The following is a 10433-nucleotide window of genomic DNA, read 5'->3' as shown; positions in this document are numbered from 1 at the left end:
GCGCCGCCCGCCCCCCCCCCCCCCCCGCCCGCCCCGCCCCCCCCCCCCCCCCCCGCCGCCCCCCCCCCCCCCCCCGCCCCCCCCCCCCCCCCCCACGGCCGTGCGGACGAGCTCCTTGAAGATCTGCTCGCGCAGCTGGGTGCGCGAGCGAGGGCTGTACCAAGTAGCGGCACATCGGCGCTGTCACTCAGGAGCCTGAGGTGGGCCGTCGACACCGAACAGCCCTGACCGGTCGGCGAGGCTCCCACTGACAGAGGACCACCAGCCTGTGCCTTCGTACCTTCTGTAGAACCCCGCCGTCGCCTCGAAGGAGAACTCGTGGACGGTCCAGTACGGCCACGTCTGGAATCCGAAGCGTGGCCTGGCTCATCATCGTGGGATGGGTGAGCAGATGGACCTTCAGCGGTTGCGGGGCCTTATCGAAGGCGTGTGCATCACGCTGTACCAGCGATACCGGCATGAGGATCTGCCAGCGCTGTGCGAGCGGCTTGGCCTGCCCTCGCCTCCTCCCAAAGACCAAGGAACCAAACATGAGCGCTTGACCGCGAGTCTGGGCGTCTGCCCGGACGACCGACTGCCTCATGTTGCTCAGGCAGTTCTCGACAGTGAGCCGCTTATAGCTCCCGAGCGGATGGAACTGCAGGACGTTGTGTGGCTCGGTGGCGACTACGTGGAAGTACCCGGCCGTACGCGGCGAGAGTTGGCCAAGGAGCTCGACCTCTCCGACCACATCAAGTATCCGGACCGCTTTCTGACCCTGCTGGGCAGCCTGTGGGATCTCGGTGAGGACGAGTTCACCTTGTGGGGCCCCACCTTGGCACCCTGCGCTCCGACATTCAGCGCCACGTGATCAGGTTTCCAGACGACTGGTCGACCGAGGACCTCTTCGAGCAGCTCAGAGCCTTCGAAGCCCCACATCCTCGATTCGGCCGCTTCCTCGAGGGCCTGGCCGACCCAGAAGTCCTTCCTGACGAGCAGGCACAGCGCCGCTTCGTCGAACTGGCCAACGGCCATCTGCAGCTGGTCGGCGCACAGCTCCGTCAAGAAGGGGAGACGGACGGATACCCCCAGTTCCACCTGCATCAACTCGGTCGCGGCACGGCCCGCCGGCCGCGCAACCTCATCTTCGCCACCCAGGGAAAGCCCGACATCCGCTTCACCAGCGCCCTCGACAACGACATCGAGATCGCCGAACAAACCGACAAGATCCTGGTCTACAACCACCCGGTGGGCAAGAACGGGCTCCTCTGGAGCGACCTGCTGTCCTGGTGGCAGGAGACCCGCGGCATCGAGGACACGGAGACGGCCCGGCACACCCTTTACGACCGCATGCAGGCTTCCTTGCCACGTGAATCCGCGGGCCAGAAAAACCTGTTCTGGCTCTACCACAACCTTTACAAGGGCCAACTGCCCGATGTACCCGCGCTCCTGCCAGAGATTTGGGTGCACTGGGACCCCAAGACCGTCCGTGAGCGCGGGGAGCGTGCCATGCAGAACCTCCGCATGGACTTCCTCATGCTGCTGCCCGGAAACCGCCGCGTGGTGCTGGAAGTCGACGGCATGCAGCACTACACGCGCGACGGCGGAACCGTACCCGACAGCGCAAAGTACGCCGCCACCATGGCTGGCGACCGCGACCTGAAGTTCCGCGGATACGAGGTGTTCCGGTTCGGCCACGACGAACTGCGCGACCGCGAGCGCGGCCGTCTCGTGCTCATCGACTTCTTCCAAACACTTCTGGACCGCACACCTGACAGCTGTCCGTAGCTGCTCCACCGGCGGCGGGTGTCTCCTGCCTCAGCATCGAGGCAGAGGACACCCGGCCGCCAGACGACGTGATCAGCGCCGCTGGATCACATGAGGTCGAAGTCGGGTTCCCAGTCGTCATCCACCTCTTCTTCGGTACGCAGTGAATGGGCGGAGAGGGACGGGCGCAGCGCGAGGATCTCCGCGTCCTTGTCCTCGTTGCTCACCGGCAGCAGCTGCAGCAGGGCGAACACGTTCGCCACACCCAGATAGGCAAGTCGAAGCAGCACGACAGATCATCCTGCGGGGGCACTCACCAGGTGCCCAGAGCACCCGCCCAAGCGCCCGCGCTCGACACCACCCGTACACCAGCCCCCACCAGGACGGATGAGGCTATCGGCAGGCACAGGGCTGCGAGGGAGAGGTGCACGGTCGTCGGGCCGCCGGAGCGTGATCAGGCCAGAATCGGCAGATCCCTCCAGCCATTGCCGCGTTCCCCCTAGCCTTGAGGGCTGATCATCGCCCTCGCGGCCAGGCCGCCGAGGCGCGCCGACCGGGGAAGGGACACACGGGCATGGACGGGGGACGTGGCGCGGCGCGGGGGTTTCACTACCAGTACCTGCGCACCCTGGAGCGGCTGGTTGCGGTGATCGACGATCCGGAGGTTGCCTGCGTCCGGGTGGAGGGCCCGCCGCCCGGCGACACCGCGGTGGACAAGGTCGATTTCGCCGTGGTGGACGCGGACGGAACCGTGCGCGAGGCTGTGCAGGTCAAGAGCCGGGTCGCGGGCGGCTCCATGAGCGGTGCCCTGGCGCTGGGCGTCCTGTTGGACATGGTCAACGGCAGTCAGGAGGCAGGCCGTTACCTTCTGCTGACCAATGCCCGGCCGGGGGTCAAGGGGGAACGCCTCGGAGAGGTTCTGTCCGAAGGGCTCACACCGCACCTCCTGCTCGACACCCTGCTGGAACTGTTTCACACGACCAGGCGTGGATGTTCCTGTCGATGCAGGGGAAGCCCCTGCTCTCCACCGACTTCGACAACACCTACTGGTTCCCGATCCGGGACGGCGCCGAGGAGCGTGCGCCCCGGCCGCGGTACAAGCGGTGGGCCCGGCCTGCGCTGCCGGCGGTAGAGGAGATGGCTGGAGGGGACATCTACCGGCTGCGGCACTGGCACAAGGCGAAGCTAGACGAGCCGGGCGACATACCGCGCGTGGCGGTCGAGGAGCGGATAGTTGGGTATCTCCAGAGGGTGTGGGAGAAGGAGGTGGTGGGAGCCGGACTGTGGACGCCTGCTTTTCCCATCCCTCTCCCAGATGATCTTGCGACCTCGCCATCGCCGCTGTTCAGTGGCCTTCCCGTCCTGGAGTACGAATGATCGTCTGGATCAACGGTGCGTTCGGTGCGGGGAAGACCACCACCGCACGGGAACTGATCGAGCTGATCCCGAACAGCACGCTCTTCGACCCCGAGGTCGTCGGTGGCACGCTCCCGCAGTTGTTGCCGCCCAAGCGCCTCGCCGAGGTCGGCGACTTCCAGGACCTGCCGATCTGGCGACGCCTCGTGGTCGACACCGCGGCCGCGATGCTCGCCGAACTCGGAGGTGTCCTTCTGGTCCCGATGACCCTGCTGCGTCAGGAGTACCGCGACGAGATCTTCGGCGGTCTCGCCGCGCGCCGGATCCCGGTACGGCATGTGCTCCTCGCCCCGGCGGAAACGATCCTGCGCAAGCGAATACAGGGGCGTGAGGTGCCCCCGGAGCTGCCCGACGGTGCGATACGGGTGCGCCAGTGGTCCTACGACCACATCGAGCCCTACCGCGCCGCACTCAGCTCCTGGCTCCTCGCCGACGCCCACCCCGTGGACACCGGCGCGCTCACCCCGTACGAAGCCGCTCTGCGCATCGCCGAGGCCGTACACGCCGGGGATGTGCCCGCGTGCGAGATCGTGCAGACCCCCGAACCCACCGCGGAGACCGTCGCCGCGGGGGTGCTCCTCTTCGACGACCAGGACCGTGTGCTGCTCGTCGACCCGACGTACAAGGCGGGCTGGGAATTCCCCGGCGGCGTCGTCGAGCCCGGCGAGGCTCCCGCGCGCGCGGGCATACGCGAGGTCGCCGAGGAGACCGGCCTCCAGCTCGACGACGTACCCGCTCTGCTCGTCGTCGACTGGGAGCCGCCGGCGCCGCCCGGCTTCGGCGGCCTGCGCCTGCTCTTCGACGGCGGCCGCCTCGACACCGCCGCCGCCGGCCGCCTGCTGCTCCCCGGACCCGAACTGCGCGACTGGCGCTTCGTGAGCGAGCAGGAGGCCGCGGATCTGCTGCCACCCGTGCGCTATGAGCGGCTTCGGTGGGCCCTGCGGGCGCGCGAACGCGGGGCGGCGCTGTACCTGGAGGCAGGGGTTCCGGTTGGTTGATGTCGATATGAACTGACGTCAGGTGCGCCAGGAGCTGCCGAGTCGGAGCAGCTCCTCCGCCGGATACGGGCTCTGCCGGGTTTCCTGCCGGAGCCTGCCGATGAAGTCCGTCATCACGGCGGCGAGGGGTGCGTGCCGGGTGATGATCGCGGCGGCCGGCCACGGGATTCCCTCGGGCCGCCTCCCCTCGGCGCAGGCGCGCACCAGCTGCTCCCGTTCTTCCCTGCCGTGCCCGTACAAGGCGGTGATCAGCCAGTTCACCAGATACGACTGCGTATACGAGCGGTCGTAGTTCGCATGCCGGGCGAAGAAGTCGGCCTCGTCTGTTGACAGTTGGAAGCGAGAGGAGAGTGAGAGGCCGTAGTCCGTGAAGTACAACTGGCGGCCGTCGGTGAGGATGTTCTCGAAGTGCGCGTCGAAGTGCAGGAGTCCTCGCGCGTTCATGAACGACACGCCGGCTTCCAAGCCCTCCTCGACCAGGGAGTAGGCCGCCGGATCGCCGGGCTCCGCCCGGAGCCGCTCGCCCAGCCAGCTGTGCAGGTTGTGCGGGATGTACTCCATGAACAGGGTGAGACTCGCCGTGGCGTCGCGGAGAGCCTCGATGCGTTGGCGTACGGGCTCCGAGCCTTCCCAGTAGGCGACGGCCCGTTCCACATCGGCCAGTTCGTCGGGAAGTGGGTGCACCGAGTCGGGCAGTACCCGCCAGTGATACATCAGTGGGAAGCCCCCGAACTGCCCGCCCAGTACCCAGTTCGTCGTCATCGTGTGCGCGGAGAGTTCACGCCAGGCTCCGAATCCTGGCCCACCGCCGATGCCGTACTGGCAGAAGGACGGTACTCCGAAGAGGTTGGCCGTGGACCGGACGTTCTCCGGCCGCCGCTCCAGATCCGTGAGCGGCACCCGCTTGACGAAGACCGGCTTTCCGGCGACGCCCAGCAGCGCGGATCTCCCGCCGATACCGGTGCCGAGGGGCTTGGCGGTCGCCACCAGGTCGCCGAGTTCGCGGTCGCCGTACTGGGCCAGGGAGGTGGATACCTCACTGTGGATGCCGAGGCGCACTGCGTGTGTCGGGTCGGAGGTCTCCATCCCGACAAGAGTGCCACTTCTGGTGGTGGTCTTGGGGCCCACCGATTTCCGCAGTCTTGCCGACCCTCTGCGTAGCGCAGGGCCCTCACCGAACGGCGAGGGCCCTGCGCGGTGGGCGGACCGGCTCAGCCGCCCGCCCGTGTGCTCAACTCGCCGCGTAGTTCCGCAGGAAGAGCGCCTCCGCGATCGAGAGGCGTTCCAGCTCGTCCGGGGAGACGCCCTCGTTGGCCGCGTGGATCTGTGCCTCCGGCTCGCTGAGGCCGATGAGGAGGATCTCGGTCCGTGGGTACAGCGAGGCGAGGGTGTTGCAGAGCGGGATGGAGCCGCCCATGCCCGCGTACTGCATTTCCTGACCTTCGTACGCGACCGACATCGCCTCGGCCATCGACGCGTACGCCGGGCTGGAGGTGTCGGCGCGGAACGGCTGCCCCTCGCCGATCTGCTCGGTGCTCACCCGCGCGCCCCACGGCGTGTGCGCAACGACGTGGGCATCGAGGAGCTTGGTCGCCTCGGCCGCGTCCATGCCCGGCGGCACCCGGAGGCTGACCAGCGCGCGGGCGCCAGCCTGCACCGACGGGGTCGCGCCGACCACCGGCGGGCAGTCGATGCCGAGCACGGTGACGGCCGGACGTGCCCAGATGCGGTCGGCGACCGTGCCGGTACCGATGAGCTCCACACCTTCGAGCACCTTGGCGTCCTGACGGAACGCCGCCTCCTCGTACTGCAGGCCGTCCCACTCCGCGTCGTCGGCCAGCCCGTCGACCGTCGTCGAACCGTCCTCGGCGCGCAGCGAGTCCAGTACGCGGATCAGCGCGGCGAGCGCGTCGGGCGCCGCACCGCCGAACTGGCCCGAGTGCAGGTTCCCTTCGAGGGTGTCCACCTGAACGCGTACGAGGGTCATACCGCGCAGCGTCGAGGTGACCGTCGGCAGACCGGCCCGGAAGTTGCCCGCGTCGCCGATGACGATGGTGTCGGCGGTCAGCAACTCGGGGTGCTCCTCGGCGTACGCCTGGAGACCGCCCGTGCCCTGCTCCTCCGAACCCTCGACGATGACCTTGACATGCACGGGCACGCCGCCGTTCGCCTTCAGCGCACGCAGCGCGAGGAGATGCATCACGACGCCGCCCTTGCAGTCGGCGCTGCCCCGTCCGTACCAGCGGCCGTCGCGCTCCGTCAGCTCGAACGGCGGCGACACCCAGGCAGCCTCGTCCAGCGGCGGCTGCACGTCGTAGTGCGCGTACAACAGGACGGTCTTCGCGCCCTCGGGACCGGGCAGGAAGCCGTACACCGACTGCGTGCCGTCAGGGGTGTCGAGCAGCGCCACGTCCTGGAAACCCTCGGCGCGCAGGGCGTCGGCGACCCAGTTCGCGGCGCCCTCGCTCTCGCTCCTGGGGTATTGATCGAAGTCCGCCACCGATTTGAAGGCCACCAGCTCGGTGAGCTCCGCCTTCGCCCGGGGCATCAGGGAGGCGACGGTCTCGGCGACCGAATTCGACGACATGGGCACGCTCCTTGTGGGTGCGACGTTGTACTTCTGTGTACAGGTGATCGTGCGGTGTGTAAGCGTCTCCCGGTGTGCAGGGCGCCTACGCTGCCGATCCTCCCACAGTGGCCTGCGGCGATGGCCGCCGTAGGATGCGGGAGACACGTGCGGCAGACGGCTGGACTGGGAGCAAAAGACCATCGTGAGCAGCGAGAACTCTTCGGCGGACGACGGGCAGCGGGTGTGGGACGTCGTCGTGGTCGGCGCGGGGCCCGCAGGCGCCTCGGCCGCCTATGCGGCAGCGGTCGCGGGACGCAGCGTCCTGCTGCTGGAGAAGGCGGAGCTGCCGCGCTACAAAACGTGCGGCGGCGGAATCATCGGCCCCTCGCGCGACGCGCTTCCGCCCGGCTTCGAACTGCCGCTCCGGGACCGCGTGCACGCGGTCACGTTCTCGCTGGACGGGAAGTTCACGCGCACCAGGCGCTCCCGGCAGATGCTGTTCGGGCTGATCAACCGCCCCGAGTTCGACCAGCAGCTGGTCGAGTTCGCGCAGAAGGCGGGCGCCGAACTGCGTACGGGCGTCACGGTCTCGCGGGTCGAACAGCACGGCTCCGCCGTACCGGACCGGCGCACCGTCGCCGTCGTCCTGCAGGGCGGTGAGACGGTGCTGGGACGGGCGGTCGTCGGCGCGGACGGCAGCGCCAGCCGTATAGGAGCGCACGTCGGTGTGAAGGTCGACCAGGTGGACCTCGGCCTGGAGGCGGAGATTCCCGTCCCGGAGACCGTCGCCGAGGACTGGGCCGGACGCGTCCTCATCGACTGGGGACCGATGCCCGGCAGTTATGGCTGGGTGTTCCCCAAGGGGGACACGCTCACCGTCGGTGTGATCTCCGCGCGCGGTGAAGGCGCCGCCACCAAGCGATACTTGGAGGACTTCATCGCCCGGCTCGGGCTCGCCGGTTTCGAACCGAGCATCTCCTCCGGGCACTTGACGCGCTGCCGTGCCGACGACTCACCGCTGTCGCGCGGCCGGGTGCTGGTGTGCGGGGACGCGGCGGGGCTCCTCGAACCCTGGACCCGCGAGGGCATCTCCTTCGCACTGCGCTCCGGGCGGCTCGCGGGGGAGTGGGCGGTCAGGATCGCCGAGGCGCACGACGCGGTCGACACCCGGCGCCAGGCCCTGAACTACGCCTTCGCGATCAAGGCGGGACTCGGCGTCGAGATGAGCGTCGGCAAGCGGATGCTCTCGGCCTTCGAGCGCCGTCCGGGTGTGCTCCACGCGGTGATCACGGGCTTCAGGCCGGCGTGGAGTGCCTTCGCCGGGATCACGCGTGGCTCGACCTCGCTCGGCGAGGTCGTCCGCTCCCGGCCGATCATCGGGCGCGCGCTGAACGCGCTCGATCGGTAGTTTCCGGGCCACGGGACCGGTGGTGGGTCACGGACCGGTGGGGGTCACCGCTTGACCGTGATCCGGAACACCGGGTGCTTGGGCGCGGCGGCGAGGAGTTCCTCGTCGCTGGAGTTCGCCGTGACGTCGCCGAAGAAGCGGCCCACCTCCCAGCCCCACTTCTTGAGGTAGGTGCGCAGGACCACCGGCTTCTCGGCGTCGGGCAGCTCGACCGCCGTGAACTCCTGGCTCCTGCGGCCGACCTGGAGCCGCCCGCCGCCGGCCGCCCGCAGATTGCGTACCCATTCGGAGTGGCCGCGGGCGGAGATGAGGTACGGGCCGCCCTCGTACGGGAGCGGGTTGACGGGAACCTTCCGCCACTCGCCGCTCTTGCGGCCCTTGACGGAGAGTTCGGCGCTGCCGAGGAGGCTGACGCCGTGGCGCGCGAGCCAGCCGACGAGGCCGTTCATGGCCCTGTCGAAGGACTTGGGCTTGATGTAGTGGGCCGACGACGACATGGTTCCTCCTGAGTTTCGGAGAGCACTGCTCTCGCTTGAGAGCAGTCTGTACGAGATCGGTGATCCAAAGCAAGAGCACTGCTCTCGTTTTTGTGCGGCGCTCTCGTTTTGGTGCACTGCTCACGCCGGTGAGCACCGTACCGAGAGCCGGGAGCCGGGAGCCGGGAGCCGGGAGCCGGGAGCCGGGAGCCGCGCGCTGCGTGCTGCGTGCGGCGCGTAGTGGAAGCACCGCTCCGCTTTCGGAGCACCGCTCTCCTTTGTGTGCACTGCTCCGGAAACATGACACACTGCCCCGCATGAGTACCGCACGAGGGGCACGCGCCCGAGCCAGGATCGAGGTCACCGCGGCCATCAAGGACGAGGCCCGCGACCAGCTCGCGGCGGAGGGCGCCGCCAAGCTCTCACTGCGGGCCGTGGCCCGCGAGCTCGGCATGGTCTCCTCCGCGCTCTACCGCTACTTCCCCAGCCGCGACGACCTGTTGACCGCACTCATCATCGACGCCTACGACTCTCTCGGCGAGGCCGCGGAGTCGGCGCACGCCCGAGTCGTCGGCGCCGCGCCCCGCGAGCGCTGGACAGCGGTCTGCGTGGCGGCGCGCCACTGGGCACTGGAGCATCCGCACGAGTACGCGCTCATCTACGGGTCGCCCGTGCCCGGTTACACCGCGCCGGATACGACCATCCCGGCCGCGTCCCGTGTGGGCCTGCTCCTGATCGCCATCGTCCGCGACGCGTACCAGGGCAAGGGGGTCGCCCGCCCCCGCCTGCCCGCCGACCTGCAGACCGAGGCGCGGCAGATGGCCGCCGACCTCGCGCCCGACCTCCCGCCCGAGGTCGTCACGGCGCTCGTGGCCGCCTGGGCGCAGCTCTACGGGCTGATCAGCTTCGAGCTGTTCGGCCAGTTCCACCGGGTCGTCGAAGACCGCGAAACCTTCTTCCGGCATGCGGCGGATCAACTCGCCCACGGTGTGGGCCTGGTGTTCCCTCAGCCCGCCGAAACGGTGGCCAAGGGATCCAGCGGCTCCGGGTCCTGACGCAGGATCCGCGCGTGCAGCGAGCGCAGCGCGGGCCCGGGGTCCGCGCCGACGGCCTCGACGAGACGCTGCCGTACGCCCTCGTAGGCGACCAGCGCGTCCGTGGGCCGGCCGGTCCGGTACAGCGCGAGCATCAGTAGTTCCGCGAGGCGCTCGCGCAAAGGGTGCGCGGCGACCAGCCGGACGAGCTCGTGGACGTACTCGAAGGACCTGCCGAGTTCGATCTCGCCGGCCAGCCGTGCTTCGAGGACGGTGAGCCGCTTCTCCGCCCAGCGCAGTCGCTCGGCCGCCAAGTAGGGGGCCTGCAGGCCCTCCGCGAACTCGCCGCGCCACAACTCCTCGGCGTGCGCGACCAGTTCGCCCGCGCGGCGCAGTTCGCCCGAATCGCGCGCGGTCAGTGCCGCGCTCACCAGCCTCCGCCGCTCCCGCAGGTCGTCGACGTCCGCGCCGGTCAGCCGGTATCCGCTGCCTGTCCAGGCCAGCTCCACCCCGTCGCCGAGGGCGCGGCGCAGCCCGGAGACGTACTTCTGCACGAGATTGCGTACATGCGCGGGCGGAGCACCGCCCCACACTGCCTCGACCAGGCCGTCGTAGGAGATCGGGCGCCCGTCCTGCAACAACAGCACCGCGAGCACCGCACGTTGCTTGGGCGGGCCGAGGGGAATCTCCGATCCGTTGCGCAACGCCCGGAGCGGGCCGAGCAGTTCGAAGCGTAGGCCGTCGTGCGAACCGTACGGATTCCCGTCACCCATGGGTTCGAGGTTA

Annotated in this window: 12 protein-coding genes; 6 read left to right on the top strand and 6 right to left on the bottom strand. The window is 69.2% G+C overall.

Annotated features, from left to right (window positions below):
* Nucleotides 1-379: 379 nt before the first annotated feature.
* Together ACIPC1_RS20315 and ACIPC1_RS20310 are read left to right on the top strand one after the other, a co-directional pair.
* Nucleotides 380-850, top strand: coding sequence for a hypothetical protein (locus tag ACIPC1_RS20315; RefSeq protein WP_402518771.1), 471 nt, complete (start codon nt 380-382; stop codon nt 848-850).
* A complete protein-coding gene (locus tag ACIPC1_RS20310; protein ID WP_402518770.1) occupies nt 847-1767 on the top strand; it encodes a hypothetical protein in 921 nt (306 codons plus the stop codon). Before ACIPC1_RS20315 ends, ACIPC1_RS20310 begins: the two co-directional genes overlap by 4 nt.
* An 86-nt stretch (nt 1768-1853) precedes the next feature.
* Here the strand turns inward: ACIPC1_RS20310 and ACIPC1_RS20305 are convergent, their stop codons facing one another.
* Together ACIPC1_RS20305 and ACIPC1_RS20300 are read right to left on the bottom strand one after the other, a co-directional pair.
* Nucleotides 1854-2036 (bottom strand): hypothetical protein, encoded by a 183-nt coding sequence (locus ACIPC1_RS20305; protein ID WP_402518769.1) that lies wholly within the window; start codon nt 2034-2036, stop codon nt 1854-1856.
* 209 nt (nt 2037-2245) lie between these two features.
* Complete coding sequence (locus ACIPC1_RS20300) at nt 2246-2722, bottom strand: hypothetical protein (RefSeq protein ID WP_402518768.1); 477 nt, start codon at nt 2720-2722, stop codon at nt 2246-2248.
* A gap of 26 nt (nt 2723-2748) precedes the next feature.
* Here ACIPC1_RS20300 and ACIPC1_RS20295 point away from each other — a divergent pair, with 26 nt between their 5' ends.
* Both ACIPC1_RS20295 and ACIPC1_RS20290 read left to right on the top strand, forming a co-directional pair.
* Nucleotides 2749-3123: a hypothetical protein gene (locus ACIPC1_RS20295; RefSeq protein WP_402518766.1), complete on the top strand. Its 375-nt coding sequence runs from the start codon at nt 2749-2751 to the stop codon at nt 3121-3123.
* Nucleotides 3120-4160, top strand: coding sequence for an NUDIX domain-containing protein (locus ACIPC1_RS20290; protein WP_402518765.1), 1041 nt, complete (start codon nt 3120-3122; stop codon nt 4158-4160). The genes ACIPC1_RS20295 and ACIPC1_RS20290 overlap by 4 nt, the downstream gene beginning before the upstream one ends.
* 18 nt (nt 4161-4178) lie before the next feature.
* On the opposite strand, the gene ACIPC1_RS20285 is transcribed toward ACIPC1_RS20290, so the two are convergent.
* The gene (locus ACIPC1_RS20285) at nt 4179-5246 is read right to left on the bottom strand and encodes a protein kinase family protein (RefSeq protein WP_402518763.1); all 1068 of its coding nucleotides are present in this window, start codon (nt 5244-5246) and stop codon (nt 4179-4181) included.
* Nucleotides 5247-5391: 145 nt separating this feature from the next.
* A complete protein-coding gene (locus ACIPC1_RS20280; RefSeq protein ID WP_402518761.1) occupies nt 5392-6747 on the bottom strand; it encodes a dipeptidase in 1356 nt (451 codons plus the stop codon).
* A gap of 184 nt (nt 6748-6931) precedes the next feature.
* Here ACIPC1_RS20280 and ACIPC1_RS20275 point away from each other — a divergent pair, with 184 nt between their 5' ends.
* The gene (locus ACIPC1_RS20275; RefSeq protein ID WP_384382388.1) at nt 6932-8137 is read left to right on the top strand and encodes a geranylgeranyl reductase family protein; all 1206 of its coding nucleotides are present in this window, start codon (nt 6932-6934) and stop codon (nt 8135-8137) included.
* Between the two features lie 44 nt (nt 8138-8181).
* On the opposite strand, the gene ACIPC1_RS20270 is transcribed toward ACIPC1_RS20275, so the two are convergent.
* Nucleotides 8182-8634, bottom strand: coding sequence for a nitroreductase family deazaflavin-dependent oxidoreductase (locus tag ACIPC1_RS20270; RefSeq protein WP_384382386.1), 453 nt, complete (start codon nt 8632-8634; stop codon nt 8182-8184).
* 296 nt (nt 8635-8930) lie between these two features.
* Here ACIPC1_RS20270 and ACIPC1_RS20265 point away from each other — a divergent pair, with 296 nt between their 5' ends.
* The gene (locus ACIPC1_RS20265) at nt 8931-9668 is read left to right on the top strand and encodes a TetR/AcrR family transcriptional regulator (RefSeq protein ID WP_402518759.1); all 738 of its coding nucleotides are present in this window, start codon (nt 8931-8933) and stop codon (nt 9666-9668) included.
* Here ACIPC1_RS20265 and ACIPC1_RS20260 read toward each other — a convergent pair.
* Complete coding sequence (locus tag ACIPC1_RS20260; RefSeq protein WP_402518757.1) at nt 9620-10420, bottom strand: BTAD domain-containing putative transcriptional regulator; 801 nt, start codon at nt 10418-10420, stop codon at nt 9620-9622. The two genes, ACIPC1_RS20265 and ACIPC1_RS20260, sit on opposite strands and share 49 nt — an antisense overlap.
* Between the last annotated feature and the right edge of the window lie 13 nt (nt 10421-10433).

The sequence above is a fragment of the Streptomyces sp. NPDC087263 genome (genome assembly GCF_044744645.1).
GTDB lineage: Bacteria > Actinomycetota > Actinomycetes > Streptomycetales > Streptomycetaceae > Streptomyces.
Note: the sequence above shows the minus strand (reverse complement) of the source record. Positions and strands in the feature narration are given on the sequence as shown.

Coding starts and splice junctions, on each gene's coding strand:
- ACIPC1_RS20260 (WP_402518757.1), bottom strand. CDS start 10,420: ATGGGTGACGGGAATCCGTACGGTTCGCACGACGGCCTACGCTTCGAA.
- ACIPC1_RS20315 (WP_402518771.1), top strand. CDS start 380: ATGGGTGAGCAGATGGACCTTCAGCGGTTGCGGGGCCTTATCGAAGGC.
- ACIPC1_RS20270 (WP_384382386.1), bottom strand. CDS start 8,634: ATGTCGTCGTCGGCCCACTACATCAAGCCCAAGTCCTTCGACAGGGCC.
- ACIPC1_RS20285 (WP_402518763.1), bottom strand. CDS start 5,246: ATGGAGACCTCCGACCCGACACACGCAGTGCGCCTCGGCATCCACAGT.
- ACIPC1_RS20290 (WP_402518765.1), top strand. CDS start 3,120: ATGATCGTCTGGATCAACGGTGCGTTCGGTGCGGGGAAGACCACCACC.
- ACIPC1_RS20295 (WP_402518766.1), top strand. CDS start 2,749: ATGCAGGGGAAGCCCCTGCTCTCCACCGACTTCGACAACACCTACTGG.
- ACIPC1_RS20265 (WP_402518759.1), top strand. CDS start 8,931: ATGAGTACCGCACGAGGGGCACGCGCCCGAGCCAGGATCGAGGTCACC.
- ACIPC1_RS20280 (WP_402518761.1), bottom strand. CDS start 6,747: ATGTCGTCGAATTCGGTCGCCGAGACCGTCGCCTCCCTGATGCCCCGG.